This window comes from Falsiroseomonas frigidaquae, from assembly GCF_012163145.1.
Classification (GTDB): domain Bacteria; phylum Pseudomonadota; class Alphaproteobacteria; order Acetobacterales; family Acetobacteraceae; genus Falsiroseomonas; species Falsiroseomonas frigidaquae.
Genome location: NZ_JAAVTX010000002.1, coordinates 479,792 through 505,127 on the forward strand (window position 1 = coordinate 479,792; position 25,336 = coordinate 505,127).

26 protein-coding genes are annotated in these 25,336 nt (G+C 70.1%); 12 read left to right on the plus strand and 14 right to left on the minus strand.

The features are described 5' to 3' along the window. Positions 1–7 precede the first annotated feature (7 nt). The 4 genes from HB662_RS06725 to HB662_RS06740 all read right to left on the minus strand — a co-directional run bounded on the left by HB662_RS06725 (position 8) and on the right by HB662_RS06740 (position 3,738). Positions 8–1,351, minus strand: a complete 1,344-nt coding sequence (locus HB662_RS06725) for a tetratricopeptide repeat protein (RefSeq protein ID WP_168048483.1) — start codon at positions 1,349–1,351, stop codon at positions 8–10. A 13-nt stretch (positions 1,352–1,364) separates the two neighbouring features. Further along, positions 1,365–2,039, minus strand: coding sequence for an SDR family NAD(P)-dependent oxidoreductase (locus HB662_RS06730; RefSeq protein WP_168048485.1), 675 nt, complete (start codon positions 2,037–2,039; stop codon positions 1,365–1,367). 111 nt (positions 2,040–2,150) lie between these two features. Then, positions 2,151–2,474 carry a YnfA family protein gene (locus HB662_RS06735; RefSeq protein WP_168048487.1) on the minus strand — a complete coding sequence of 108 codons (324 nt, stop codon included), beginning with the start codon at positions 2,472–2,474 and terminating at the stop codon, positions 2,151–2,153. A gap of 124 nt (positions 2,475–2,598) precedes the next feature. Further along, entirely contained in the window at positions 2,599–3,738 is a 1,140-nt protein-coding gene (locus tag HB662_RS06740) for a M20 family metallopeptidase (RefSeq protein ID WP_168048490.1), read from the minus strand. A gap of 114 nt (positions 3,739–3,852) precedes the next feature. On the opposite strand from HB662_RS06740, the gene HB662_RS06745 reads away from it, so the two are divergent. Then, positions 3,853–4,446 carry an LOG family protein gene (locus HB662_RS06745; protein ID WP_342449457.1) on the plus strand — a complete coding sequence of 198 codons (594 nt, stop codon included), beginning with the start codon at positions 3,853–3,855 and terminating at the stop codon, positions 4,444–4,446. Further along, positions 4,446–5,375 (plus strand): bifunctional riboflavin kinase/FAD synthetase, encoded by a 930-nt coding sequence (locus HB662_RS06750; protein WP_168048492.1) that lies wholly within the window; start codon positions 4,446–4,448, stop codon positions 5,373–5,375. The genes HB662_RS06745 and HB662_RS06750 overlap by 1 nt, the downstream gene beginning before the upstream one ends. A gap of 153 nt (positions 5,376–5,528) precedes the next feature. On the opposite strand, the gene HB662_RS06755 is transcribed toward HB662_RS06750, so the two are convergent. The 3 genes from HB662_RS06755 to HB662_RS06765 form a co-directional block, all read right to left on the minus strand. After that, positions 5,529–5,771 (minus strand): YqaE/Pmp3 family membrane protein, encoded by a 243-nt coding sequence (locus HB662_RS06755; protein WP_168048494.1) that lies wholly within the window; start codon positions 5,769–5,771, stop codon positions 5,529–5,531. A 51-nt stretch (positions 5,772–5,822) separates the two neighbouring features. Next, a complete protein-coding gene (locus HB662_RS06760; RefSeq protein WP_168048496.1) occupies positions 5,823–6,122 on the minus strand; it encodes a hypothetical protein in 300 nt (99 codons plus the stop codon). Positions 6,123–6,260: 138 nt separating this feature from the next. Continuing rightward, on the minus strand, positions 6,261–8,687 hold the full coding sequence (locus HB662_RS06765; protein ID WP_168048498.1) for a mechanosensitive ion channel family protein: 2,427 nt from the start codon (positions 8,685–8,687) through the stop codon (positions 6,261–6,263). A gap of 152 nt (positions 8,688–8,839) precedes the next feature. Between HB662_RS06765 and HB662_RS06770 the strand changes: the two genes are divergently transcribed. The 8 genes from HB662_RS06770 (at position 8,840) to HB662_RS06805 (ending at position 15,947) form a co-directional block, all read left to right on the plus strand. Beyond that, the gene (locus HB662_RS06770; RefSeq protein WP_168048500.1) at positions 8,840–10,039 is read left to right on the plus strand and encodes an MFS transporter; all 1,200 of its coding nucleotides are present in this window, start codon (positions 8,840–8,842) and stop codon (positions 10,037–10,039) included. Between the two features lie 68 nt (positions 10,040–10,107). Beyond that, the gene (locus HB662_RS06775) at positions 10,108–10,305 is read left to right on the plus strand and encodes a twin transmembrane helix small protein (protein ID WP_168048502.1); all 198 of its coding nucleotides are present in this window, start codon (positions 10,108–10,110) and stop codon (positions 10,303–10,305) included. 190 nt (positions 10,306–10,495) lie between these two features. After that, positions 10,496–11,245, plus strand: coding sequence for an electron transfer flavoprotein subunit beta/FixA family protein (locus tag HB662_RS06780; protein ID WP_168048504.1), 750 nt, complete (start codon positions 10,496–10,498; stop codon positions 11,243–11,245). Between the two features lie 2 nt (positions 11,246–11,247). Continuing rightward, on the plus strand, positions 11,248–12,174 hold the full coding sequence (locus HB662_RS06785; protein WP_168048506.1) for an electron transfer flavoprotein subunit alpha/FixB family protein: 927 nt from the start codon (positions 11,248–11,250) through the stop codon (positions 12,172–12,174). A gap of 172 nt (positions 12,175–12,346) precedes the next feature. Beyond that, positions 12,347–13,225 (plus strand): 3-hydroxybutyryl-CoA dehydrogenase, encoded by an 879-nt coding sequence (locus HB662_RS06790; protein ID WP_168049385.1) that lies wholly within the window; start codon positions 12,347–12,349, stop codon positions 13,223–13,225. A 2-nt stretch (positions 13,226–13,227) separates the two neighbouring features. Beyond that, on the plus strand, positions 13,228–13,986 hold the full coding sequence (locus HB662_RS06795; protein WP_168048508.1) for a potassium channel family protein: 759 nt from the start codon (positions 13,228–13,230) through the stop codon (positions 13,984–13,986). Between the two features lie 76 nt (positions 13,987–14,062). Beyond that, positions 14,063–15,022: a Bug family tripartite tricarboxylate transporter substrate binding protein gene (locus HB662_RS06800; RefSeq protein WP_168048510.1), complete on the plus strand. Its 960-nt coding sequence runs from the start codon at positions 14,063–14,065 to the stop codon at positions 15,020–15,022. 13 nt (positions 15,023–15,035) lie between these two features. Continuing rightward, complete coding sequence (locus HB662_RS06805; RefSeq protein WP_168048512.1) at positions 15,036–15,947, plus strand: NAD(P)-dependent oxidoreductase; 912 nt, start codon at positions 15,036–15,038, stop codon at positions 15,945–15,947. 44 nt (positions 15,948–15,991) lie between these two features. Here the strand turns inward: HB662_RS06805 and HB662_RS06810 are convergent, their stop codons facing one another. Further along, entirely contained in the window at positions 15,992–16,507 is a 516-nt protein-coding gene (locus HB662_RS06810; RefSeq protein WP_168048514.1) for a pyridoxamine 5'-phosphate oxidase family protein, read from the minus strand. A gap of 125 nt (positions 16,508–16,632) precedes the next feature. Between HB662_RS06810 and HB662_RS06815 the strand changes: the two genes are divergently transcribed. Then, positions 16,633–17,415 carry an enoyl-CoA hydratase/isomerase family protein gene (locus HB662_RS06815; protein WP_168048516.1) on the plus strand — a complete coding sequence of 261 codons (783 nt, stop codon included), beginning with the start codon at positions 16,633–16,635 and terminating at the stop codon, positions 17,413–17,415. 4 nt (positions 17,416–17,419) lie between these two features. Here HB662_RS06815 and HB662_RS06820 read toward each other — a convergent pair whose 3' ends face one another. The 3 genes from HB662_RS06820 to ppa all read right to left on the minus strand — a co-directional run bounded on the left by HB662_RS06820 (position 17,420) and on the right by ppa (position 20,733). Beyond that, the gene (locus tag HB662_RS06820; protein WP_168048518.1) at positions 17,420–17,779 is read right to left on the minus strand and encodes an endonuclease domain-containing protein; all 360 of its coding nucleotides are present in this window, start codon (positions 17,777–17,779) and stop codon (positions 17,420–17,422) included. A gap of 95 nt (positions 17,780–17,874) precedes the next feature. Beyond that, positions 17,875–20,007, minus strand: a complete 2,133-nt coding sequence (locus HB662_RS06825) for a sodium-translocating pyrophosphatase (RefSeq protein WP_168048520.1) — start codon at positions 20,005–20,007, stop codon at positions 17,875–17,877. 177 nt (positions 20,008–20,184) lie between these two features. Continuing rightward, on the minus strand, positions 20,185–20,733 hold the full coding sequence (gene ppa / locus HB662_RS06830; RefSeq protein ID WP_168048522.1) for an inorganic diphosphatase: 549 nt from the start codon (positions 20,731–20,733) through the stop codon (positions 20,185–20,187). Positions 20,734–20,901: 168 nt separating this feature from the next. Between ppa and HB662_RS06835 the strand changes: the two genes are divergently transcribed. Then, on the plus strand, positions 20,902–22,086 hold the full coding sequence (locus HB662_RS06835) for an E22 family MetX-like putative esterase (protein WP_168048524.1): 1,185 nt from the start codon (positions 20,902–20,904) through the stop codon (positions 22,084–22,086). Here HB662_RS06835 and HB662_RS06840 read toward each other — a convergent pair. The 3 genes from HB662_RS06840 to HB662_RS06850 all read right to left on the minus strand — a co-directional run bounded on the left by HB662_RS06840 (position 22,083) and on the right by HB662_RS06850 (position 25,093). Then, a complete protein-coding gene (locus HB662_RS06840; protein WP_168048526.1) occupies positions 22,083–22,610 on the minus strand; it encodes a GNAT family N-acetyltransferase in 528 nt (175 codons plus the stop codon). The genes HB662_RS06835 and HB662_RS06840 overlap by 4 nt on opposite strands. Positions 22,611–22,626: 16 nt before the next feature. Further along, positions 22,627–24,306 carry an energy-dependent translational throttle protein EttA gene (gene ettA, locus HB662_RS06845; protein WP_168048528.1) on the minus strand — a complete coding sequence of 560 codons (1,680 nt, stop codon included), beginning with the start codon at positions 24,304–24,306 and terminating at the stop codon, positions 22,627–22,629. A gap of 79 nt (positions 24,307–24,385) precedes the next feature. After that, on the minus strand, positions 24,386–25,093 hold the full coding sequence (locus HB662_RS06850; protein ID WP_168048530.1) for a calcium-binding protein: 708 nt from the start codon (positions 25,091–25,093) through the stop codon (positions 24,386–24,388). Positions 25,094–25,336 lie beyond the last annotated feature (243 nt).

Below are 25,336 nucleotides of genomic sequence, written 5' to 3' on the forward strand. Positions count from 1 at the left end.
TCCCCCCTCAGTAGGCGACCGCCAGCGCGGCTTCGGCAAAACCGACGCGCCGCGCCGGCGGCACCGGGGATTTCGCGGCGGCGCGTTCCAGCGCAAGCCGCGCATCCGCCTGCCGCCCCGCCTTCATGGCGGAATCAACAAAGATCTGTTCCAGCACATCCTGCTGCGCGTGGCTGCCGCCGAGGCGATGCAGGTCGCCCAGCGCCGGGCGCAGGATGTCGCAGACCTCGTCGTGCCGGCCTTCCGCATGCAATGCCACGGCGCGCGTCGCCGGCAGCGCGGCGTCGCGCAGGATGCGGGCGTGGTGGGTGTTGCCGCGCGCCGCATCCTCCAGCGCCGTCAGCATCCGCGCCGCCGCGTCCCGCCTGCCGCTGGCGGCCAGCGCCATCATCCAGTGCGGCTGGGTGAAGGCCGACAGCGTGTCGCCGATGCGGGCCTCCGCCTTCTCCGCCAACTCCTCCCACCGATCGCCCACGGCGATGCCGCGCAGCTGCAGGCGGAACAGCATCGAAGCCGCATTCTGCACATCGATGTACAAATCCGGCTGCGCCAGGTGGACCTTGGATTCGCGGTTGCGGAAGCGCGTGTCGTACAGCCGCAGCACGCCGTCGAAATCGCGCTGCTCCGCCATGAACATCGCCTGGTGCCACCACAGATGGTGCATCAGGTTGTTGCCGCCATCCCAGTTCGGCTCCAGCGCCGCGATCCAATCCAGGCCCTCGGCCCGGCGGCCCTGCATCTCCAGCACATGTGCCACGCCATGCGCGGCCCATAGGTCGCCGCGGTCCAGCGCCACCGCATCGCGGCCCGCATGTTCGGCGATGGTGTAGCTGCCGGTTTCCTCATGCGCGAAGCAGCGGCAGGCGAGCACGCTGCCATAGCCCGCCGTCTCATCGGACCAGGCCGGCATCACCTGTTCCACCAGCGTCACCATGCGTTCCGGCGCGCCCATCCAGAAGGCGCAGAAATGGTGCAGGCGGAAGGCGAGCAGGTCGCGCGGGTGTTCCGCCACGATCTGCTCCCAGACCGACAGCGCCTTCTCCGGCGTGCCGTCGATCCAGGCCGAGAGCGCGGCCATATGGGCCTTCTCCCGCGCATTGGCCGGCAGCGCCTGCGCCTTGGCGAGCGACCCGGCGGCGCGGCCGAGCAGGCCCCGGTCATAGGCCAGCATGGCAAAACTGCCCGCCATCACCTGCCCCAGCGGCGCCGAGGGATCGGCGGTGATGAAAGCCTTCAGCCGCAGCCCGGCGTCGAAGCGGTACTTCAGGAAGCCCTCGATCGCATGGTCGAAGGCGCGGGCGGCCTCGGCGGAGGCGACGGTCAGGGCGTTGCCCTGGGCATCAGTGTACATCTGGCGTTTCCCCTCAGAAGGTCTCGACCCAAGGCCGCAGCTCGATCTCGGCTGACCAGGCGCTGCGTGGCTGGCGGATGGCGGCCAGTGCGGCGGTGGCGATGGCATCAGGGTCCAGCAGCGTGTCCTGCCCCGTCTCCGGCCGCCGCTCGCTGCGGATGCCGCCATCCACGACGATATGGACCACATGCACCCCCTGCGGATGCATCTCCCGCGCCAGCGCCTGGCCCAGGCCGCGCAGGGCGAACTTCCCCATGGCGAAGGGGGCGGAGCGGGCATAGCCCTTCACCCCGGCGGAGGCGCCGGTCAGCAGGATGGTCCCGTTGCCACGCGCCAGCATGTGGGCGGCAGCCTGCTGCGCCACCAGGAAGGCGCCGAAGGCGCAGACCTCCAGCGTGCGGCGCACATCCTCCGGCGCCAGTTCCACCGTCGGGCCGCGCACGCGGAAGGAGGCGTTGTAGGACACCACCTCCGCCTCCGCCGCCTCCGGCTGGCCAAACAAGGCGGCGACCTGGGCGGGGTCGCTGGCGTCGCAGCGATGCAGGCTGGCGCCGGTTTCCGCGGCCAGGGCGGCCAGCTTGCCGGTGTCCCGTGCCGCCAGCGCGACGGTATAGCCCTCGCGGGCCAGCAACCTGGCGAGGGAGGCGGAAAAGCCCGGCCCGGCGCCGACGATGAGTGCTCTTGGCATGGCTGTTCCCCTGGAGCCGTTTCACCGGAAGGAGGACGGTGCAACGTCTCCATCCTATTGTTCTTGCGCATTTCCGGGCCGCCTTGCGCAGCCGCTAGGCCCGAAAATGCTTTACCCGCGTGGCGCCAGCAGGATGAAGCCGGCGCCCGCCAGACATAGGAGCATACCCAGCAGATCGAAGCGATCCGGCCGCGCGCCCTCCACCGCCCACATCCAGCCCAGCGAGGCGGCGATATAGACCCCGCCATAGGCGGCGAAGGCGCGCCCGGCGAAGGGCGTGTCGATCCGCGTCAGCGCCCAGGCGAAGAAGGCCAGGCACAGCAGGCCCGGGACCAGCCACCAGGCGCTGCGCCCGTCCCGCAACACCGCCCAGGCGGCGAAGCAGCCGGCGATCTCGGCCAGGGCCGCCAGGGCGTAGAGGGGGAAGGTGGTCATCGCCTGCCCCACGAGGCAGGCGGCTGGCGGCCGGCCGCGGATTTCGCATCCAGGCCGCGACGGCAACGCCGCCCACCTGGAACGGGCGCACCGGACCGGGCCGCCCGCATGGTGGGGCAGCCGGTCAGTCGATCTCCTCCAGCAGCCCGCACAGCGTCGCGCAGCGGGCGGCGAGGTCGGTCCAGACGATGTGCTCATGCGGCGCATGGGCGCCCGCCCCGGTACAGCCGAGGCCATCCAGCGTCGGGATGCCCAGCGCCGCCGTGAAGTTGCCATCCGAGCCGCCGCCGCGATGCTGCTTCGGCAGCGTGTAGCCCGCCGCCGCCGCCAGGGCCTTCGCCTGCTCATACAGCGCGACGATCTCGCCATTCTCCGCAAAGGGAGGGCGGTTCATGCCGCCGGTGATCTCGATGCGGATGCCGTCCTGCTCGCCGGCCAGGCCCAGGATCAGCTTCTCCAGCCGCTCGCCCTCGGCGATGGTCGGCACGCGCAGATCGACCTCCGCCCCGGCCTCGGGCGGGATGACATTGGGGCGGGTGCCGCCGAAGACGGGGGCGACATTGGTGGTGATGCCGGCCGCCAGATCCGTCAGCTCATGGATCTTCAGCACCAGGCGGGACAGGGCAACGACGGCGCTGCGGCCCTCGGACCAGTTGCCGCCGGCATGCGCCGAGACGCCGCGCACCTTGATGACGAAGCGGCCGACGCCCTTGCGCGCGGTGACGCAGGCACCGCCGGCGCCGGCCGGTTCCGGGATCAGCACGGCCCGCGCGCCACGCGCGGTATCCTCGATGATGTCGCGGCTGGTCGGGCTGCCGACTTCCTCATCCGGCGTCAGCAGCAGCACGATCGGCCGCTTCGTCGGGATCTTCTGGCGCAGGATTTCCCGCACGCTGTGGAAGGCCATGAAGGAGCCCGCCTTCATGTCGTAGATGCCCGGGCCATAGGCCTTGTCGCCCTCCACCCGGAACGGCATCGGGCCGGCCAGCGTGCCATGGTCCCACACCGTGTCGAGATGGCCGGAGACCATCACCGGCGCCAGGTTGCTGCCCGCGGCGGCCGGGGTGCGGCAGACCAGCGTATCACCGAAGCCGTCCCGGCCCGGGATGCGGGTGATCTCGCCACCAACCGCCCGCAGCTCGGCCTCGCAGCGGTCGATCAGCGTGTTCACCGCCCGCGGATCGGTGGTCGGCGTCTCCTGCTCCACCCATTGGCGGAGTTCCGCCAGAAGCTGCTCCGAAGTGCCGAGGGTGGTGGCGGGCATTGCAAGATCCATCTGCTATTGGGCCGGGCGGTTCTCGCAAACCGCCCCGGCCTTGTCGATCCGACCCGCCCCGGCTAACGCCACCATGCGGCGGCGCAGCATGAGGGCCATTTCGTGACCAGACCGAAGCGGGTGTGCGTATTCTGCGGCTCCATGACCGGCGCCCGGGACGATTATGCGGAAGCCGCGCGGGAATTGGGGCGAGAGGTCGCACGGCGCGGCCTCGGCCTGGTCTATGGCGGCGGCGCCGTCGGGCTGATGGGCATCGCCGCGGACGCGGCCCTGACCGCCGGGGCCGAGGTGATCGGCGTGATCCCGCACGGCCTGCTGAAGCGCGAGGTCGGCCATGGCGGCGGCGTCGAGATGCATGTCGTCGACACGATGCATGAGCGCAAGGCGAAGATGGCGGAGCTGTCGGACGGCTTCATCGTGCTGCCGGGCGGCTTCGGCACGCTGGAGGAGGCGGTGGAGGCGCTGACCTGGGCACAGCTCGGCATCCAGGCCAAGGGCGTGGTGTTCCTCGATGTCGCCGGCTTCTGGACCCCCTTCCTGGATGTGCTGGACTTCATGCAGAAGGAAGGCTTCGTGCGGGAGGCGCAGCGGCCGCTCGCCATGCGGGCCGCGACGGTGGCGGAGGCGCTGGACAAGCTCGCCGCCTTCGCCCCGCCCCCAGGCACCCAGCCCTGGCTGCGGCCCGACCAGGCGTGATGCCCGAAATTCACGCGGACTGGCACGCGGTGCCGGAGGCGGCCCGCGGCGCCACCGTCGCGCTGGGCAATTTCGACGGCGTGCATCTGGGCCATGCGGCGGTGCTGCGCGCCGCCCATGCGGCCCGGCCGGAGCTGACGCTGGCCGCGCTGACCTTCGAGCCGCATCCGCGCGAGCATTTTCGGCCGGAGGACCCGCCCTTCCGCCTGACCCTGCTGCCGGCCAAGGCGCAGGCGCTGGCGGCCCAGGGCGTGCGCACGGTATTCGCGCTGCCTTTCGATGCCCGGCTGGCGGCGATGCCGGCCGAGGCCTTCGTGGAACAGGTGCTGCACCAGGCGATCGGCGCCAGGCATCTGGCCTGTGGCGCCGACTTCGCCTTCGGCCACCGCCGCGGCGGCGACGTGGCCTTCCTGGCACAGCAATGCGAGGCGCGTGGCATCGGCCTGACGGTGGTACCGCCGGTGGTGGATGAGGGGGGGCCGATCTCCTCCACCCGTATCCGGCGGGCCCTGCAGGATGGCTACCCGGACCGTGCCGCCGCGGAGCTCGGGCGGGACTGGGAAGTGCGTGGCACGGTGTTCCACGGCGACAAGCTGGGGCGGGAACTCGGCTGGCCCACCGCCAATATCCTGCTCGGCCGGCATCTGGAGCCGGCGCGCGGGGTCTATGCGGTGCGCGTGGCACTGCCGGATGGACGGGTGGCCGATGGCGTCGCCAATGTCGGCCGCCGCCCGACGCTGGGCGGGGACCCGGTGACGCGGCTGGAAACCCACATCTTCGACTTCGCCGGCGACCTGTACGACCAGGAGATCGGCGTGCGCCTGGTGCGCTTCCTGAGGCCTGACGCCACCTTCACCGGGCTGGAGGAACTGAAGGCGGCAATCGCGGCGGATGCGGCGGAGGCGCGGCGGGTGCTTGGGGCTGAGTGACTGTTTGAAAACGCCTGCGGGTCGGCTCCGCGGGTCTTTGCCCCTGGAGCGTTGCCGAACTTGCCGATGTAATCAGCATCGGCGGCATCTGGCGCCTTCCAGGGACGAAAAATCCCCTGCGGATCCTCAGCCGCCCGCATTCTCAACGGTCACTTAGCCCCGCCGGCGCAGCGCGTCCTCCACCAATTGCCGGTCGCGCGCCTCGTTGCGGCGGCCATGCACCACGGCGAGCGCCCAGATCACCGCGATGCCCCAGGCCGCCTGCCCGGCGACGAAGGGCAGCAGGATGAAGGCCAGCCCGCCGATCCAAAGCAGCCCGTTGAACACGGCCTGGAACGGCTTGCCGGCGAAGAGGATGGCGAGCGGCGGGAGGAGGATGGCGAGGAGGTATTGCATGATACCCCTCATATCGTTTCGCCGCCCCCCGGGTTCAATCCGCCTAGTCGGTCACGCCGCCGTGGCGAGGTCCAGCACCGGATGGACCACGCGGCCCTCCATCGCCTCCACCCGCCGCACGCCGATGATCTGCCCGAGATTGCCCGCCACCAGATGCACCATGCACAGCGGCATGGCGTGCAGGGCGACTTCGGCGCGGATCGCATCGCCATCCCGCGAGGCGCGCACCAGGTCGGGGATCAGGTCGCGCTTGGCGAAAGGCTCCAGGATGCGCGGCAGCAGGCCGGGCGCGGCATCCGCGGTGACGGTGAAACGCGCCGCGCAGAGCGGCTCGGGATCGTAGAAGGACATATGGGGAAGCTCCGGATCGGGTGGCGAAGAACCGAAAAGGCACCCGGCCGCACATGCGCCCATCCCCCCATGAGGGGGATCGGGGTCAGGCGGCCGGGCCGGTAATTCGGCCCGTAAGGATCCGGAAAATCGTCACGCCTAGGTCTTAGCGGCTTCCGGCGCGTCCGGGAAGTCCTCTGTCGGGTGGCGGCCCTGCTGGCGGTCGATGATCAGCTTCTGGTGCGGGTACGGGATCTCGATGCCGAGCTGGTCGAAGCGCTGCTTGATGCGGCGGTTGAACTCGCGCCCGATGCTCCAGCGCGCCATCGGCTCGCCCTTGATGCGGGCGCGGATCAGCACGCCGGAATCGGCCAGCCGCTCGACACCCAGCACTTCCAGCTCGTCGCGGACGATCGGGTTGAACTTCGGGTCGGCGCGGATATCGGCCGCCACCTCCCGCATCACCTCCACCACCCGGTCCGTGTCCTCGCCATAGCCGACGCTGACATCGAGCACGGCGAAGGAGAAGTCGCGGGTCATGTTGGTCACGGTGGTCACGGCGCTGAACGGGATGATGTGGATGGAGCCGTCCTGCGCGCGCAGCTTGATGGAGCGGATGGAAAGCTGCTCCACCACGCCCGCCAGCCCGCCGACGGAAACCACGTCGCCCACCGCCACCGCATCCTCGAACAGCAGGAAGATGCCGGTGATGACGTCCCGAACCAGGGTCTGCGACCCAAAGCCGATGGCCAGGCCGATGACGCCGGCACCGGCGATCAGGGGTGCGACGTTGATGCCGATCTCGGTCAGCACGTTGAGCGCGACGAAGACCAGGATGGTGCCGGACAGCAGGGTGCGCAGCATCGGCATAAGCGTCCGCACCCGGGCGGAACGCGCCGCCTGGGCATCCCGCGACAGGCGGACCAGGTAGCGCTGGATGGCGGCATTCGCCACTTCCCACACCGTGATCGCGACGATCACGGTCAGCCCGATGGAGACCAGCGAGCCGAGCAGCCGGGCGCCGAGCTGGCCGCGGCTGAACCAGGCGAAGGCGGCAACCCCCCAGGCTTCCAGAAGGAACAGCAGGGTGACGACCATGATGATGCCGCTGACGATGCCCTTCAGCACCGGCACGTAGCGATTGGCCCGCGCCTCCAGCCCCGGATAGCGCCGGGCGAGTTCGTGGCCGATGCCGAAGCCGCGGTTGATCGCCCGCCGCAGCAGCTCATCCACCAGCTTGGCCAGGCCGATGATCAGCAGCGTGGCGAGGGAAACGCGCAGCAGGCGTTCGAAGCCATCCCGCACCTCCAGCGCCCAGACGCCCCACAGCGCCATCAGCCACAGGATGGCCAGCAGGTGCCAGATGTCCGCGACGCGGTTGCGCAGCGTCCGCAGCATGCGCCGCATGCGGTCCGGCTGGTCGCCGGGCTTGAGGTCCGGCGCGCGCAGCAGGTCCGCCATGGCGCCGCGATTCTGCAGGATGACGATGACCAGCAGCAGGGAAACGACCAGCGCGGTCAGCCGCAGGATGCCGTCATAGGCCGCCCAGGGCAGGCCGAACAGCAGCCCCGCCTCCGCCACCGCATAGCCGAAGATCGCCACGGCCACGATGCGGCGCACCCAGATGGTGACATAGGCCGCCGTCTCGTCGTGGCAGGGCACCAGGCGCAGATGGCTCGACGCCGGGGAGAAGATCATCCGCGACAGCGCCATCACCGCGCGCAGCACGATGTAGGCATTGTTGGCGGTCAGCAGCACCAGTTCCGTCGTCGGCAGCGGGCGCACCGCGCCGATCATGCCGTAGGAGATGACGGCGAAGGCGGCCAGCGGCACCAGGTCCAGCAGGAAGCGGGCCAGCACCAGCGGCACGCGGCGCATCCGCGTCCAGGCATCGCCATTGTGCGGCGCCATGCGGTCCAGCCGGTCGGAGAATCGCCGCAGCAGGCGGCGGACCAGCATTTCCGCCAGCAGGCCGGCGCCGAACAGCAGCGCCAGCTTCCAGGCGGCGTCGATGACGCGGGTCTGCGTCACCGGGTCGCGCGCGAAATCCGAGGCCCAGCGCGCCACCGATGGCAGGTCCGTCGCCGCCTCCGCCGCCGCCACCAGGCTTTCCGAGATGCCCTGCAGGCGCTGCGAGGCGCCCATCAGCAGCTGCGCGCCCAGCGTGTTGGGGGCGAGCAGCGCCGGCTCGGCCGCCGGCGGCGTGGCGGGCGTGGCAGCCCCCGGCGCCGGGGCGCCGCTGGCGGCGGGGGTGCTGCCCGGAGCAGCGGCGGGCGCGGTGCCGGGGGACGCCGTGCCAGAGGACGCCGTGCCAGAGGACGCCGTGCCAGAGGACGCCGTGCCAGAGGACGCCGTGCCAGGGGGCGCGCTGCGCTGGGCGGCGACCAGCGCCTCCAGGTTCCGCATCAATTCGGCGCGCGCAGCATCATTCCGCAGCGTCGCCAGCAGCCGCTCCAGCTCCGCATTGCCGCCCGCAGGCGCTGCGGATGGTGCGGCTGCGGGAGCGGCCGGGGCGGCGGTCTGGCCAAGGACCGGGCCGCCGAGCAGCAGCGCCAGGATCGGAAGTAGATGAAGGATTGCGCGCATGCCGGGGATGAACCTGCTCATGCCGGGCGGGTCAACCCTGGAGTGCGGGCGCATCCGGGCCGGGGGCCTGGAACAGGAAGCCGGAGGCTCGGAACAGGAAGAATGCCCGCCGGCATGTTGCGGTGCAGCGCAGGCCGGTTGAGGATGCACCGGTGACCTCCCCCGCCCCCCCGCTGCCCGTGATCATGCTGGCCCTGATGGCGGCGCATCTGGCCGGCATGGGCGCCTTCCTGACGGTGCCGGTGCTGGCGCCGGCCATGGCCGCCGAAACCGGCGTGCCGGCCAGCCTGGCCGGGCTGCACACCGCGCTGGTCTATGCCGGCGCGCTGGTGACCGGGCCGCTGACCGGGCCGCTGATCCGTCGCTGGGGTGGCGTGCGGATGTTGCAGGTTTCGATGGTGGTGCTCGGCTGCGGCATCGCGCTGGCGGCGCTGGGGCATCCGCTGGCGCTGGCCGCCTCCGCCGTCCTGGCCGGGATGGGACATGGGCCGGTGACGCCGGGCGGCAGCCATCTGATCGCGGCGCATACCCCGGCCCGGCGGCGAGCGCTGGTGTTCAGCGTGAAGCAGGCCGGGGTGCCGCTGGGCGCCATGATCGTCGCCGCCCTGGCGCCGGCCATCGCGCTGGTCGCCGGCTGGCGCATCAGCATCCTGTGCATGGCGGGCATCGCCTTCCTGGTCGCGCTCGGCATCCAGCCGCTGCGGGCCGGGCTGGATGGCGGGCGGGACCGTCCCGGGGCCAGCGCCGGGCTGCTGGCGGTGCTGCGCGAATCGGCGGCCAATGTCGGCCTGCTGCGGACCAATGGGGAACTGGCGCGGCTGACGGTGATGGCCTGCGGCTACGGCATCGCGCAATTCTGCTTCTCCACCTTCTTCGTGGCGTTCCAGGTGGCCAGCCTGGGGACCCCCCTGGCCGAGGCCGGGCTGCGACTGGCGCTGGCGCAGGCGGCCGGCGTGGTCGGGCGCGTCGGCTGGGCGCTGCTGGCGGACCGGCTGGGCGCATCCCGCGTGCTGGCGGCCTGCGGCGGCGGCGCGGCGCTCGCCGGGCTGGCGCTGGCGCTGGCCGGGCCGGGCTGGCCGGGCTTCCTGGTGGCCGCGGCCGGGGTGGTGATGGGCGCCACCGCGGTGGGCTGGAACGGCGTGATGCTGGCCGAGGCCGCCCGCCTGGCGCCGCCCGGCCAGGTCGGCGGTGCAACCGCCGCGCTGTCCTTCGCCTTCGGCATGACCATGCTGGTGGCGCCCCCGGCCTTTTCCGGGCTGATCGCCCTGACCGGCGGCTATTCCGCCGGCTTCCTGATGTGCGTCGTCGCCGTGGCGATCGGCGCCTTCGCCATCGCGGGCGCGCGCAGGTAATGGCGGGCGCGCGCAGGTAGCGACGCTTCCCGCCTTGCCGGGGCGGCGGGACGTGCCATCTTGGCCCGATGACGACCTTCCTGACGGTCCTGGTGGGCCTTTCCATGTTCGCCACGCTCGGCGTGATGTTCGCAGGCATGCTCGGCCTGGCGCGCAACGAGGCCGCCGGTGGCGCCCGTTCCAACCGGTTGATGCGCTGGCGCGTGGCGCTGCAGGGCGTCACGCTGGTGCTGTTCCTGATCCTCATCCTCGCCACGCGCGGCTGATGCCTGCTTCGCCCGAGCCTGCATTACCCGGGCCTGCTTCGCCCGAGCCTGCATTACCCGGGTCTGCTTTACCCGGGCCTGCCTTGCCCACACCGAAGCCCCGCCCTATGGTCCGGGCCGTTTTTGCATGTGCGAAATACGCCCGGCGCCTGGTTTCTGCGCCGCGCGACGACCAGGGACCCGGCAAATCATGAAAATCCTCGTCCCCGTGAAGCGGGTGGTGGACTACAACGTGAAGGTCCGCGTGAAGGCGGATGGCACGGGCGTCGAGACGGCCAACGTCAAGATGTCCATGAACCCGTTCGATGAGATCGCGGTCGAGGAAGCCGTGCGCCTGAAGGAAAAGGGCGCCGCCACCGAGATCATCGCCGTCTCCGTCGGCCCGACCGCGGCGCAGGAACAGATCCGTACCGCGCTCGCCATGGGCGCCGATCGCGGCATCCTGGTCGAGGTCGATGGCGTGGTCGAGCCGCTCGCGGTGGCCAAGATCCTGAAGGCGCTGATCGCCAAGGAATCGCCGGAACTCGTCATCATGGGCAAGCAGGCCATCGATGACGACATGAACGCCACCGGCCAGATGCTGGCGGCGCTGATGGGCTGGGGCCAGGGCACTTTTGCCAGCAAGGTCGAGATCGCGGATGGCGCGGCGAAGGTGACCCGCGAGGTCGATGGCGGGCTTGAGACCGTCTCCCTCAAGCTGCCGGCCATCGTGACCGCGGACCTGCGGCTGAACGAGCCGCGCTACGCCTCCCTGCCGAACATCATGAAAGCTCGGAAAAAGCCGATCGAGACGGTGAAGCCGGCCGATCTCGGCGTCGATGCCGCGCCGCGCCTGACCGTGCTGAAGGTGGAGGAACCGCCGAAGCGCCAGGCGGGCGTGAAGGTCGGCAGCGTCGCCGAGCTGGTGGACAAGCTGCGCAACGAAGCGAAGGTGATCTGACCATGGCCGTGCTCGTTCTCGCCGATCGCGGCGAAACCGTCTCCACCCCGACCCGCAGCGCGGTTGCCGCGGCGCAGCAGCTGGGCGGCGACGTGCATGTGCTGGTGCTGGCGCAGTCCGACGCCGCCGCCGCCGCGCAGCTTCCCGGCGTGGCCAAGGTGCTGGTGGCCGATGGTGGCGCCACCGCGCAGGGGCTGGCGGAGCCGGTCGCGGCCCTGCTGGTCTCCCTCGCCCCGTCCTATGACCACCTGCTGGCCCCCGGCAGCGCCGCCGGCAAGAACGTGATGCCGCGCGTCGCCGCCCTGCTGGACGTGCAGATCATCTCCGACGTCGCCGGCGTGGAGGGTCCCGACACCTTCCGCCGCTTCATCTATGCCGGCAATGCGCTGGCCACGGTGAAGACGGCCGATGCGAAGAAGGTGCTGACGGTGCGCGCCGCCAGCTTCGACCCGGTCGCCGCCGCAGGTGGCAGCGCCGCCATCGAGACCGCCGCCGCGGCGGAGGATCCGGGCGTTTCCAGCTTCGTCGGCGCCGAGCTTGTGAAGCTCGAGCGGCCGGAACTGACCGCCGCCCGGGTGGTGATCTCCGGCGGCCGCGCCATGGGCTCGTCCGACAACTTCAAGATCCTGGACGGCATCGCGGACCGGCTGGGCGCCGCCATCGGTGCCTCCCGCGCCGCGGTCGATGCGGGCTACGCGCCGAACGACATGCAGGTCGGCCAGACCGGCAAGATCGTCGCGCCGGAACTCTACATGGCCTTCGGCATCTCGGGCGCGATCCAGCACCTGGCCGGCATGAAGGACAGCAAGGTGATCGTCGCGATCAACAAGGACGAGGAGGCGCCGATCTTCCAGGTGGCCGATTACGGCCTGGTCGGCGACGTCTTCAAGGTGATCCCGGAGCTGGAAGCGGCGCTGGACAAGAAGTAGCCAAAGCCCTCCCCCCGCTTGGGGAGGAGGGTTGGGTGGGGGGCCTGCCGCCCGCGCCACCGACCATGAATGAATCCGAGCGGGGTTACTCGCTCTCCCCGACCTGGGCGGCCCCCCTCACCCCATCCCTCTCCCCCCGTCGGGGGGAGAGGGCGCTTAGGCGGAGACGATGATGACGCAGATCCAGAAACTCGGCGTCATCGGCGCCGGCCAGATGGGCAATGGCATCGCCCATGTCGCGGCCCAGTCCGGGCTGGAGGTGGTGCTGCTGGACGTCGCCCAGGCGGCGCTCGACAAGGGCATGGCGACGCTGGCGAAGAACATGGACCGCCAGGTCTCCAAGGGCACGCTGTCCCAGGCGGACCGTGACGCGGCGCTCGCCCGCATCTCCACCAGCACGGACTACGCCGCCTTCGGCGATTGCGACCTGGTGATCGAGGCCGCGACCGAGCGCGAGGACATCAAGCACAAGATCTTCGCGACGCTGACGCCGCATCTGAAGGCGGGCGCGCTGGTGGCGTCGAACACCTCCTCCATCCCGATCACGCGGCTGGCGGCGGCGACGGACCGGCCGGGCGCCTTCGTCGGCATGCATTTCTTCAACCCCGTGCCGCTGATGAAGCTGGTCGAGGTGATCCGCGGCCTCGCGACGGATGACGCCACGGTGCAGGCCGTGGCGGCACTGGCGGAGCGCATGGGCAAGACGGTGGCCTATGCCGCCGACTACCCGGCCTTCATCGTCAACCGCATCCTGCTGCCGATGATCAACGAAGCCTGCTTCGCGCTGCATGAGGGGGTGGGCGATGTCGCCTCCATCGATGCCGGCATGAAGCTGGGCTGCAACCACCCGATGGGGCCGCTGGAACTGGCGGACTACATCGGCCTGGACACCTGCCTCGCCGTGCTGCGCGTGCTGCAGGAAGGCATGGGCGACCCGAAATACCGGCCGAGCCCGCTGCTGGCCAAATATGTCGAGGCCGGCTGGCTCGGCCGCAAATCGGGCCGCGGCTTCTACGATTATTCCGCCACCCCCCCCAAGCCGACCCGCTAGACATGTCCGCCGAGATCGGCCCGTTCGACCGGTTCGCCGGGCGGTTCGGCCTCGGTGGCGGCTATGGGCTGCTGGCGCTGGACCTGCTGGCGCTGGCCTGGGTCATCGGCGAATCCTTCCTGCCGCAAGGCCCGGCGCTGCGGCTGGTGGATTTCGGCTTCGGCCTGGTGCTCGGTGCGGAGCTGGTGCTGCGGCTGGCGGCCAGCCCGCGGCCGTGGCGGGAGGCGACGCACCCCGCCGGCATCGCCGACATCATCGCGGTCCTGGCCTTCCTGCTGGCCCCCTTCGCCCCGGGCTGGGGCTTCCTGCGCAGCCTGCGGACGCTGCGGCTGCTGCGCTCCGCCCGGCTGGTGGCGCAGCTGCGGCGCGACCTGCCGCTGTTCCGCGCCAATCCGGAGGCCCCGATCGCCGCCGCGGACCTGCTGGTCTTCATCGCGGTGATGACCGGCATCGTCCACGCCACGCAGTACGCCCGCAATCCGGAGATCGCTAACTGGGCGGATGCGCTGTATTTCACCGTGGCGGCCCTCACCACGACCGGCTTCGGCGACATCACGCTGGACGGCACCTGGGGCCGGCTGCTGACCGTGATCATCATGCTGTGCGGCGTAACCCTGTTCCTGCGCCTGGCGCAGGCGCTGTTCCGGCCGCTGAAGGTGCGCTTCCGCTGCCCGAGCTGCGGCCTCGGCCGGCACGATACGGATGCGGTGCACTGCAAGGCCTGCGGCATCCAGCTCAACATTCCGGACGACGAGAACTGAGCTTGTTGCCCCCGGCTGGCTCGGCCGGCATGCTGCCCGGCAGGCCGCGCAGACGGCCGGAACCGGGAGAGTCTCCATGTCAGTGACCCGCCGCACCCTGCTGGCCGCCCCGCTTGCCCTGCCCTTCATCGCCCCGGCGCGGGCGCAGCCAGGCTGGCAGCCGACCCGGCCGATCCAGCTCATCGTCGGCTTCGCCCCCGGTGGCGGCTCCGACATCATCGCCCGCACCATCGCGGAGGCCGCGGCCCCGCTGTTCCCGCAGCCGCTGGTGGTGGTGAACCGGCCCGGTGCCGGTGGCGCCATCGCCGCCGAATTCGTCAGCCGGGCGGCGCCGGATGGCCACACGCTGCTGATCGCGGGCGGGTCCGAGAGCACCTCCCTGCCCGCGCATCGGGACCTGCCCTATGACCCGAAGCGGTCCTTCACCTCCGTCATTCGCTTGACGCGAAATGCGCATTTCATCTGCGCCCGCGGCAAGGGCGGCCGCTTCACCAGCATGCAGCAGGTGATCGAGGCGGCGAAGGCGCGGCCGGAGGCGGTGACGCATGGCTCCTCCGGCGTCGGCACGCTGTCGCATTCCATCTTCATCATGCTCGGCCGGGCGACGGGGACGGAGCTGCTGCACGTGCCCTATACCGGCGGCGGACCGCAGCAGCAGGCACTTCTGGCGGGCCAGGTGGACCTGGTGGTGCAGGCCTCGGACGAGTTGCGGGGCCTCGCCGCCTCCGGCGACATCCTGCCGCTGGCCTGCGCCAGCGCCCGGCGCATGCCCGCCTATCCGCAGGTGCCGACGCTGCGGGAGCTGGGGATCGAGCTGGTGGCGGACAATATGAAGGGCTGGGTCGGCCCGGCCGGGATGCCGCCGGAGATGGTGGGCTATCTGCATGACCGCTTCCGCCAGGGCATGTCCTCGCCCGGCTGGCAGCGCTTCATGGAAACCACCGGCGAGGCCGATGGCTATGCCAACGGCGCCGATTTCCAGCGCGACATGGACACGCTGCTGGACAACATCCGCGCGGCGATGCGCCGCGCCTGACCAGGGAAACAGCATGACCGACACGATCCAGCCGCCCGCCCCCGTTGCCTTCGTAGGCTTGGGCGTGATGGGGGCCGCCATGGCCGCCAATCTCGCCAAGGCCGGCTATGCGCTGGCTGTGTCCAACCGCAGCCGCGGCAAGGCGGCGGCGCTGGAGGCGAGCGGCGCACGCTGGGCCGAGACGCCGGCAGAGGCCGCGCGTGGCGCCGCCTTCGTCGCGCTCTGCCTGCCGGACACGCCGGATGTGGAGGCTGTACTGTTCGGGAAGGATGGCGTGGCGAAGGGTGTGGCACCGGGAACCGTGGTGGTGGATTTCTCCACCATCTCCGCCGCCGCCGCCGCGGGCTTCGCGGCCCGGCTGGCGGCGGAGACGGGCGCGATCCTGCTGGACAGCCCGGTCTCCGGCGGGCCGAAGGGCGCGCTGGACGGCACGCTGACCTGCATGGTCGGCGGCGACGCCAACGCCTTCGCCCGCGCCGAGCCCTGTTTCCGGGCCATGGGCAAGACGCTGACGCATCTTGGCCCGGCCGGGGCCGGGCAGGTGTGCAAGTCGGCCAACCAGCTGATCGTTGCGACGACCATGCTGGCGGTGGCGGAGGCGCTGGCGCTGGGCGCCAAGGCCGGGCTGGATGGGGAGAAGATGCGCCAGGCACTGCGCGGCGGCAGCGCCGCCAGCTTCGTCATGGAGAACCACGCGGCGCGCATGCTGGCCGGCAATTTCGCGCCGGGCTTCCGGGCGGAACTGATGCGGAAGGATCTGCGCCTGTCGGCAACGGCGATGCGCGACCACGCGGTCTTCGCCCCCGCCACGGCGCTGACGGCGCAGATGCTGGAGGCGCTGTGCACCTCCGGCCGCGGCGGGCTGGACAGCGCCTCGGTCGGGGCGCTGGTGGCCGAGCTTTCCGGTGTGCCGGGTGATCGCTGAAGGCCGAATGGCCGGAAGCGTGAATCACCCGGCCCTGAGAAGGCTTATGCCGGGCGCTTGAAGGCCACCTTGTCGTTCTCGCCGGCCTTCGGCGGCTCGCCGGTGATGGCCGATTTCACATAGCCATAGGCGTGCAGCAGGGTGGAGGACGGGGCGTCCCAATATTCGGCGCCCTCGACCTCCACCTTCAGCAGCGCGGCGTTGGGGTCTTCCGGGCCGTTCGGGAACCAGGTGCGCAGCGGCTCGGACCACATCGCCTTCTGCTTCGCCACGTCGCGGATGATCTGCGCGGTGCCGGAGATCGAGACGTAGTTCTGGTCGGACGGCTCGGCATAGGCCAGCAGCACCCGCTCATCCTGGCGGATCTCGTCGGCCTTGGGAGAGGCGCCTGCGGTGAAGAACCACAGCGTGCCGTCGAATTCCTTCATCTCCACCGCGCGCATCGGGCGACCGCGCATGTGGCCCTGCTGGTCGAGGGTGACCATGGTCGCCACCTCGATGTCGCGGATCAGCTCCCAAACCTTGTCGCGGGCGGCCTGGTCGGTGCGTGTCTGGGTCATGGATGGCTCCTGTGGTCGGTCGCGGTCAGAACGGATGGGCGGGGCGCGGGTTGCGTGCAGCCATCTGGCCGCCATTCTCCGCGGCCATCTGGCCGAGCGCGCAGCGCGGCGTTACGGTCGCGCCCATGTCGCACCCCCTGATCAAGCTCGCGCGCGATGGCGCCATCGTCATCCTCACCATCGACCGGCCGGCCAAGCGCAACGCCATGGACCTGCCGATGTGGATCGGCCTGGCCGAGGCGGTGGAGGCCTGCTCGGCCGATGACGATCTGCGCTGCCTGGTGCTGCGCGGCGCCGGCGAGGACGCCTTCTGCGCCGGCGCCGACATCGCCGCCTTCGCGACCGAGCGCGGCACGCCGGAACGGGAGGCGGTCTATGCCGCCGAGATCGGCCGCAGCTTCCAGTCGCTCCGCCTGTGCCGCCACCCGGTGGTCGCCGCCTGCCGCGGCTGGACCATGGGCGGCGGGGCCGGGCTGGCGACGATGGCGGATTTCCGCGTCGGCGGCCCCGCCACGCGCATCGGCATCCCGGCGCGCAACCTGAACATCTTCTATGCCTATGAGGAGCTGGACCCGCTGTTGCAGTCGGTCGGCTACGGCGTGGCGATGGAGATGCTGGTTGAGGGCCGCGTCTTCACCGGCGCCGAGGCCTACGAGAAGGGCCTGCTGTCCCGCCTGGTGGAGGATGCGGCGGTGCAGGAGGAGGCGCTGTCCATGGCCCACCGCATCGCCCAGGGCGCGCCACTGGCCAACCGCTTCCACAAGCGGGCGCTGCAGGAGTTGCGCGGCGCGCTGCCGATCAGCGCGGAGCAGTACGAGGCGAGCAAGAGCTTCCCCTACACCGAGGATTTCCGGGAGGCGACGCGGGCCTTCGTGGAGAAGCGGAAGCCGGTGTTCAGGGGGCGCTGAGGCTTCAGCGAGTTAGAGACCCCCACTCCGACCTGTCCCCCAACACCCGCGCGATATCCGCCACCACCCCGCCCAGGTTCTCGCGCACCTCGTTGTTCCAGTAGCGCAGCACCCGCCACCCCGCAGCGGCCATCGCCTTATCGCGCGCGGCATCCCGTGCATCGCCGTGCTGGCCGCCATCCACCTCGACGACCAGTCGGGCCTCCAGGCAGGCAAAGTCGGCGACATGCGGCGGGATGGGGTGCTGGCGGCGGAAAGCGGCGCCGAGCGCGTCCTGACGCAGAGCCTGCCAGAGACGGCGTTCCTCGGCCGTCGCGTCGCGGCGCAGGCGGCGGGCGATGTCACGGAGGTGGGGGTCGCGCATGTCGGGAAACCCCCACCCCGACCCTCCCCCGCAAGTGCGGGAGAGGGAGAGACCGGTAACCTCCCCCGCAAGCGCGGGGGAGGGCGAAGCCCAACTCAGCTATGCGCCAGGATCGCCAGCAGCAGCAGCGCCACGATGTTGGTGATCTTGATCATCGGGTTCACCGCCGGGCCGGAGGTGTCCTTGTAGGGATCGCCCACCGTGTCGCCAGTCACCGCGGCCTTGTGGGCCTCGCTGCCCTTGCCGCCGTAATGGCCTTCCTCGATGTACTTCTTGGCGTTGTCCCAGGCGCCGCCGCCGGTGGTCATGGAGACCGCGACGAAGAAGCCGGTGACGATGACGCCGAGCAGCATGGCACCGAGCGAGGAGAAGGCCGCCGCCTTGCCGCCGATCATCAGGATCACGAAGAACACCACGATCGGCGACAGCACCGGCAGCAGGGACGGGATGATCATCTCCTTGATCGCCGCCTTGGTCAGCATGTCCACCGCCCGGCCGTAATCCGGCTTTTCCGCGCCGGTCATGATGCCCGGATGCTCGCGGAACTGGCGGCGCACTTCCTCCACCACCGCGGTCGCCGCACGGCCCACCGCCGTCATCGACATGCCGCCGAACAGATAGGGCAACAACCCGCCGAACAGCAGGCCGACCACGACGTAGGGATCGGACAGGCTGAAGGTCATCACGCCGATCCCGGCGAAGTACGGGTAGATGTCCGGGTTGGCGATGAAGTGGTTCAGGTCCTGCGTATAGGCCGCGAACAGCACCAGCGCGCCGAGGCCGGCGGAGCCGATGGCATAGCCCTTGGTCACCGCCTTGGTGGTGTTGCCCACGGCATCCAGTGCATCCGTGGAAACCCGCACCTCGCTCGGCAGCCCGGCCATTTCCGCGATGCCGCCGGCATTGTCCGTCACCGGGCCGAAGGCATCCAGCGCCACAACCATGCCCGCCAGCGCCAGCATCGTCGTCGTGGCGATCGCGATGCCATACAGGCCCGCAAGTCCATAGGACGAAAGCACGCCCGCGATGATGATCAGCGCCGGCAGCGCCGTGCTTTCCATGGAGACGGCCAGGCCGCGGATCACATTGGTGCCGTGCCCGGTCTGCGACGCTTCGGCGATGGAGCGCACCGGGCGGAACTGCGTGCCGGTGTAGTATTCCGTCACCACCACGATGGCCGCCGTCACCGCCAGGCCCACCGCGCCGCACAGGAACAGCGCCAGGGCGCCGAAGGTATGGCCGCCGGCGGTGATCGTGCCGGTCCCGAACACCAGGTAGCAAAGCGGCAGCAGCACGGCGAGCGACAGCGCGCCGGTGACGATGAAGCCCCGGTACATGGCGTGCATGATGTTGTTGGAAGCCGGCAGCTTCACGAAATAGGTGCCGGCGATGGAGGTCACCACGCAGACCGCGCCGATCGCCAGCGGGAACAGCATGCCCGCGATGCGCGCTTCCGCGGTGAAGGAGATGGCGGCCAGCACCATCGTCGCCACCATGGTCACGGCATAGGTCTCGAACAGGTCCGCCGCCATGCCGGCGCAGTCGCCGACATTGTCGCCCACATTGTCCGCGATGGTGGCCGGGTTGCGGGGGTCATCCTCGGGGATGCCGGCCTCGACCTTCCCCACCATGTCGCCGCCGACATCCGCGCCCTTGGTGAAGATGCCGCCGCCAAGTCGCGCAAAAATGGAGATGAGGGAGGCGCCGAAGCCCAGCGCCACCAGCGCATCGATCACCAGCCGACTGTTGGCCGCCAGCCCGCCGATCGGCACCAGGATCATGAAGTAGGTGGCGACGCCGAGCAGGGCGAGGCCCGCCACCAGCATGCCGGTGATGGCGCCCGACTTGAAGGCGACGTCGAGCCCCTGGGCCAGCGACTGCGTCGCCGCCTGGGCGGTGCGGACATTGGCGCGCACCGAGACGTTCATGCCGATGAAGCCGGCGGCCCCCGACAGGATCGCGCCGATCAGGAAGCCGATCGCCACCGCGAAGGCATGCCCGCCGAAGCCGAAGGCCGCCAGGATGACGAAGAACAGCACGATTCCGACGATGGAGATGGTGATGTATTGGCGCTTCAGATAGGCGTTGGCGCCTTCCTGGATGGCCTTGGCGATTTCCTGCATCCGGTCGGTGCCGGCATCACGGGCCAGCACCTCCTTCGCCGTGATTACGCCATAGGCGATGGATAGCGCGCCCAGTGCGATGATCAGCAACAATGCGAGCGTCATCAAAGCGACGATCTCCCCCTTTTTCTTGGTCCCCCGGTCCGTTGTTCGGGCCGGTCCGGGTGCGGGGGGAGCCGCGTGGGGCCGGTCCGCGCCGCGGGCCGGTGGAAGCTTGCCGGGCGGCGGATGCGCTGTCCACGCCGCCCGTCAAGTGCAGCCGAGAAAAAAACGGGGCGTTCGTTACTCGGCCGCGCCCTTCGCTGCCTCCGCCTCATAGGCGGCCATCGAGGACAGGATGATGTCCGCCGCCTCGCTGGCCGATCCCCAGCCGCGCACCTTCACCCATTTGTCGGATTCGAGATCCTTGTAGGTGGCGAAGAAGTGCTCGATCGAGCGGCGGGTGATCTCGGGCAGTTCCTCCGCGCTGGTGATGCCGGAGAACATCGGGTGGACCTTGTCATGCGGCACGCAGACCAGCTTCTCATCCGAGCCGGCCTCATCCTCCATGTGCAGCACGCCGATCGGCCGGGCGCGGATGACGCAGCCCGGCACCACCGGGGCGGGGGTCAGCACCAGCACATCGGCCGGGTCGCCATCATCGGCGAGCGTGCCGGGGATGAAGCCATAGGCGGCCGGGTAGGCCATGGGGGTGAACAGGAAGCGGTCCACCACCACCGCGCCGCTTTCCTTGTCCAGCTCGTACTTCACCTGGCTGCCCTGGGGAATTTCCACCACCACGTTGACGTCGTGCGGCGGGGCCTTGCCGGTCGGTATCTTGGCGAGGTTCATGTCGGGGAGGACCTTGGCTTGCGTTCTGATCCCCCACCCTAGCGCGCCGGGCGGCGGGAGGCGACGGGGGGCCTACAAGGGGCGGTTCGGGGGACCCGAAAGGCGCTTGCGCCCGACCCGGCCGCCGCCGCAGGCTTGCCGCAAGCAAACGGGAAGGGACTCCGGGACATGTACCGTCGATGGCTGCTGGCCGCCCTGATGGCGGCCGGGCTGGCAGGCGCCGCCTCGGCCCAATCCGAAACCGGGATCGTCGAGAAGCGAAGCTTCGAGGCCACCGGCCACACCCTTCGCAACGGCACCACCCTGCCCACGCTCCGCATCGGCTACCAGACGGCCGGCACGCTGAATGCGGCGGGCGACAACGCGGTGCTGGTGGCGCATTTCTTCTCCGGCAACAGCCACGCCTTCGGCCGCTACGCGGCGGACCAGCCGCCCGGCTACTGGGACGCCATCATCGGCCCGGGCCGCGCCATCGACACCAACCGCTACTTCGTCGTCTCCTCCGACACGCTGGTGAACCTGAATGTGCGGGACGGCCGCACCGTCACCACCGGCCCTGTGACCATCAACTCCGCGACCGGCCGCCCCTGGGGCACGGATTTCCCCGTGGTTTCCATGCGGGACTTCATCGAGGTGCAGAAGAAGCTGCTGGACAGCCTGGGTGTGAAGCGCCTGGCGATGGTCACCGGCCCGTCCATGGGCGCGCTGCAGGCCATCGAATGGGCCGCCGCCTATCCGGAGATGATCGACCGCGTCATGCCGGTGATCGGCGCCGGGGAAATCGACCCCTGGATGCTGAACTGGCTCGATATCTGGGAACAGCCGATCCGCCTGGACCCGAATTGGCAGGGCGGCGACTACTACGCACCGGGGCGGGAGCCGCCGCTGGAAGGTCTGGCGGCCGCGCTGAAGATCGTCACCGTCCACGCCCAGGACCGCGCCAGCCTGGCCCGCTTCGGCCGCGCCATTCCGGAGGGCCAGGACCCCGCCCGGCGCCTGGCAGACCGCTTCGAGGCCGAGCGCGCCATCGACGCGGCGGCGATGGCCCGCGCGCGCCTGTCGGATGCCAACCACTTCCTGTACCTGACCCGCGCCAACCAGCTTTTCCTGAACGAATACCCGAGCACGGAGGCCGCCCTTGCGCGCAGCCAGGCGCGCTGGCTGGTGGTGGCCTCGCCCAGCGACAGGGTGTTCCTGTTCGACGCCAACCGGGAATTGCTGGCGACCCTGCAACGCGTCGGCCGCCCGGCGGATCTGGTGGAGGTGACCGGCCCGCTCGGCCACCTCAACGGCGTGCTCGGCATGGCGCCGTTGGCGGAGCGGATCCGCGGCTTCCTCGCGGCGGCGCCTTAGCTCGCGTCCCGCAGCGCCTCGAAGACCAGCATGTGGCGGCCGCGATGGGTGAAGCTGTCGCAGTCCCGCATGCCGATATCGGCCAGCACCTGGCGGGAGGCGGTATTGCCCTCCCACGCCACCGCGATGATGCGCGAAAGGCCGCGCCGGAAGCCGAAGGCCAGCGCGGCGCGCGCCGCCTCCCGCGCGAAGCCCTTGCCGCGGCATGCCGGCCACAACGCGTAGCGCAGCGCAACGCCGCGGCCATCCGGCCGCTCCATCAGCCCGGTGATGCCCAGGAATTCCCCGGTTTCGCGGAGAAAAACCGCCCAGGTGCCGTAGCCGCGCACCAGCCAGAATTCCATGTCGTCCTCCAGCTCCTCCCGCGCCCGCTCGGGGGTGCGGGTGCCGTGGAGCATGAGGCCGAAAGCGGCCTCGTCGCCCTTCAGGGCGATGAGGTCCGGCAGGTTTTCCGGCGCGACGGGGCGCAGCGAAAGGCGTGGCGTGGTGATGCCGTTGCCTTCCGCCAGGCGGGGTTGAACCAATCCCCTACCCTGCCACTTATCGGGCCAGCGGCCGGTACTTGATGCGGTGCGGCTGGTCCGCCGCGGCGCCGAGTCGACGTCGCTTGTCCGCTTCGTAGGCTTCGAAGTTACCCTCGAACCACTCCACGTGGCTGTCGCCCTCGAAGCTCAGGATATGCGTCGCCAGGCGGTCGAGGAACCAGCGGTCGTGGCTGATGACCACGGCGCAGCCGGCGAATTCCTCCAGCGCGTCTTCCAGGGCCCGCAGCGTGTCGATGTCGAGGTCGTTGGTCGGCTCGTCCAGCAGCAGCACGTTGTGCTCCCGCTTCAGCATCTTTGCCAGATGCACCCGGTTGCGCTCACCGCCCGAGAGCACGCCGACGCGCTTCTGCTGGTCCGCCCCCTTGAAGTTGAAGGCGGCGACATAGGCGCGGGACGGGATCGTCCGCTTGCCGATGGTGATCTGGTCCAGCCCGTCGGAGATCTCCTGCCAGACGGTGCGCGTGTCATCCAGGCTGTCGCGCGACTGGTCGACATAGCCGAGCTTCACCGTCTCGCCGACGATCAGGCTGCCGCCATCGGGCGTATCGACGCCGGTGATCATCTTGAACAGCGTGGATTTGCCGGCGCCGTTCGGTCCGATGATGCCGACGATGCCGCCCGGCGGCAGCTTGAAGCTCAGATCGTCGATCAGCAGGCGGTTGCCATAGCCCTTGCGGAGATGGTCGGCGACGATGACCGTATTGCCCAGGCGGGGCGCCGGGGGAATGACGATCTCGGCCTCGCCGCTGGTCTTCTCCTGGCTCTTGGCCAGCATCTCCTCATAGGAGGCGATACGCGCCTTGGACTTGGCCTGGCGCGCCGCCGGGCTGCGGCCCATCCATTCCTGTTCCTTGGCGAGCTGCCGCTGCCGGGCGCTCTCCTCGCGCTCCTCCTGCTGCAGGCGCTTGCGCTTCTGGTCGAGATAGGCCGAGTAGTTGCCCTGGTAGGGGAAGCCCCGGCCGCGATCGACCTCCAGGATCCAGTTGGTGACGTTGTCCAGGAAGTAGCGGTCGTGGGTGACGACCAGGACGGCGCCCTTGTAGTCCTTCAGCGTCTGCTCCAGCCAGGCCACGGATTCCGCGTCCAGGTGGTTGGTCGGCTCGTCCAGCAGCAGCAGGTCCGGCTTCTCCAGCAGCAGCTTGCACAGCGCCACGCGGCGGCGCTCACCGCCGGACAAGTGCGCCACCGGGCTGTCGAAGGGCGGGCAGCGCAGCGCGTCCAGCGCGATCTCGATGCGGCGGTCGAGCTCCCAGCCCTCCGCGGCCTCGATCTTCTCCTGCAGCTCGGCCTGCTCGGCGAGCAGGTCGTTCATCTGCTCCTCCGTCATCTCCTCGGCGAATTTGTCGGAGATCTCGTTGAAGCGGCGGAGCTGGCCGGTCAGGTCGGCGAACGCCTCCATGACGTTCTCGCCAACCGTCTTGGTCTCATCCAGATGCGGCTCCTGCGGCAGGTAGCCGACCTTGGCGCCCTCTGCGGCCCAGGCCTCGCCGCCGAATTCCTTGTCCTGGCCGGCCATGATCTTCATCAGCGTGGATTTGCCGGCGCCGTTCGGGCCGAGCACGCCGATCTTCACATCGGGCAGGAAGGACAGGGTGATGCCCTTGAAGACCTCTCGCCCGCCCGGATAGGACTTGGTGAGGTCTTTCATGACGTAGACGTATTGCCAGGCGGGCATGTGCTCGAATTCCGGCGCAGAGGATTAGGCGGCGGGTTCTACCGCGCCGCCACCCCCTATGCCAACCGCCGCGCGCCGATCAGCTGGCTTCGGAGCGCATCGGATCGTCGGTCGCCGGCAGCGGGGCGATCTGCAGCCGCTCCATATTGGCGATCCGCAGCGTCTCACCGCCGATCGTGATCGTGCCGGAAAAGCCCCGCAGGTCGATATAGCCGTTCGAGACCTGTGGCGTGGCACTGCCAGGATCGGCCTCGAAGGCACGGCCCAGAACCGCGTCCAGCATGTCGGTGGATGGGCCGCCATCGGGGAAGGCCACGCCGAAGAAGCGGTCGAGTTCCGCGGGCGTCAGTTCCAGGCGCAGCGTGTCGTTGTCCCGGCCGCCATCGATAATGTCGTTGCCGTCACCCGGCCGCCACAGCACCAGGTCGCCGCCCTGGCCGCCGGAGATGATGTCCGCGCCGGTGCCGCCCACCAGCGTGTCGTCGCCGCCATCGCCGTTCAACTCATCCGACCCGGCATTGCCGAACAGCCTGTCCTGGCCCGAGCCGCCATAGACCACGTCGTGGCCGGCGCCACCGCGCGCCCGGTCATCGCCGTCACCGGCCAGGATCACGTCGTTGCCGCCCTGCCCGTCCAGCCGGTCCTGGGCATTGCCGGCATCGATGAAGTCGTCACCGCCACCGCCCGTGAGCGTGTCGTCGTTCGAGCCGCCCCTCAGGTTCTGCCCCGCCGTTCCCCCGGTGACATGGCTGAGATCCTGGTCGTTCAATTCTCGCTTGTCGGTCATTTCTGCCTCCTGCAACGCCCTGCTGGGCGACAGGAAGAGCATGCATCGCAGAATTCGTTTTGACTACGCATTGTCTTCTATGGCTGCCACTGTCGCTGCCTATGGCCGGGCCGAGGACGCGCAACCAAGACAGATCCGCGCTGCGCGCAGTGCCTCATGACTCCGGCGGGTTGCGGCACTGCCGCAACGCCCTCGCGCGGCAGTGCCGCGCGCCGCTTCGCGGGCGGAAAGGAATATTGATCC

Bases quoted from the DNA above. Each gene is read 5' to 3' on its own strand.
- HB662_RS06790 (WP_168049385.1), top strand. From the start codon at position 12,347: ATGACGCAGATCCAGAAACTCGGCGTCATCGGCGCCGGCCAGATGGGC.
- HB662_RS06725 (WP_168048483.1), bottom strand. From the start codon at position 1,351: ATGTACACTGATGCCCAGGGCAACGCCCTGACCGTCGCCTCCGCCGAG.
- HB662_RS06810 (WP_168048514.1), bottom strand. From the start codon at position 16,507: ATGACCCAGACACGCACCGACCAGGCCGCCCGCGACAAGGTTTGGGAG.
- HB662_RS06820 (WP_168048518.1), bottom strand. From the start codon at position 17,779: ATGCGCGACCCCCACCTCCGTGACATCGCCCGCCGCCTGCGCCGCGAC.
- ettA (WP_168048528.1), bottom strand. From the start codon at position 24,306: ATGCCCGCCTGGCAATACGTCTACGTCATGAAAGACCTCACCAAGTCC.
- HB662_RS06780 (WP_168048504.1), top strand. From the start codon at position 10,496: ATGAAAATCCTCGTCCCCGTGAAGCGGGTGGTGGACTACAACGTGAAG.
- HB662_RS06825 (WP_168048520.1), bottom strand. From the start codon at position 20,007: ATGACGCTCGCATTGTTGCTGATCATCGCACTGGGCGCGCTATCCATC.
- HB662_RS06765 (WP_168048498.1), bottom strand. From the start codon at position 8,687: ATGCGCGCAATCCTTCATCTACTTCCGATCCTGGCGCTGCTGCTCGGC.
- HB662_RS06835 (WP_168048524.1), top strand. From the start codon at position 20,902: ATGTACCGTCGATGGCTGCTGGCCGCCCTGATGGCGGCCGGGCTGGCA.
- HB662_RS06785 (WP_168048506.1), top strand. From the start codon at position 11,248: ATGGCCGTGCTCGTTCTCGCCGATCGCGGCGAAACCGTCTCCACCCCG.
- HB662_RS06775 (WP_168048502.1), top strand. From the start codon at position 10,108: ATGACGACCTTCCTGACGGTCCTGGTGGGCCTTTCCATGTTCGCCACG.
- HB662_RS06850 (WP_168048530.1), bottom strand. From the start codon at position 25,093: ATGACCGACAAGCGAGAATTGAACGACCAGGATCTCAGCCATGTCACC.
- HB662_RS06730 (WP_168048485.1), bottom strand. From the start codon at position 2,039: ATGCCAAGAGCACTCATCGTCGGCGCCGGGCCGGGCTTTTCCGCCTCC.
- HB662_RS06735 (WP_168048487.1), bottom strand. From the start codon at position 2,474: ATGACCACCTTCCCCCTCTACGCCCTGGCGGCCCTGGCCGAGATCGCC.
- ppa (WP_168048522.1), bottom strand. From the start codon at position 20,733: ATGAACCTCGCCAAGATACCGACCGGCAAGGCCCCGCCGCACGACGTC.
- HB662_RS06760 (WP_168048496.1), bottom strand. From the start codon at position 6,122: ATGTCCTTCTACGATCCCGAGCCGCTCTGCGCGGCGCGTTTCACCGTC.
- HB662_RS06800 (WP_168048510.1), top strand. From the start codon at position 14,063: ATGTCAGTGACCCGCCGCACCCTGCTGGCCGCCCCGCTTGCCCTGCCC.
- HB662_RS06805 (WP_168048512.1), top strand. From the start codon at position 15,036: ATGACCGACACGATCCAGCCGCCCGCCCCCGTTGCCTTCGTAGGCTTG.
- HB662_RS06755 (WP_168048494.1), bottom strand. From the start codon at position 5,771: ATGCAATACCTCCTCGCCATCCTCCTCCCGCCGCTCGCCATCCTCTTC.
- HB662_RS06815 (WP_168048516.1), top strand. From the start codon at position 16,633: ATGTCGCACCCCCTGATCAAGCTCGCGCGCGATGGCGCCATCGTCATC.
- HB662_RS06795 (WP_168048508.1), top strand. From the start codon at position 13,228: ATGTCCGCCGAGATCGGCCCGTTCGACCGGTTCGCCGGGCGGTTCGGC.
- HB662_RS06740 (WP_168048490.1), bottom strand. From the start codon at position 3,738: ATGCCCGCCACCACCCTCGGCACTTCGGAGCAGCTTCTGGCGGAACTC.
- HB662_RS06750 (WP_168048492.1), top strand. From the start codon at position 4,446: ATGCCCGAAATTCACGCGGACTGGCACGCGGTGCCGGAGGCGGCCCGC.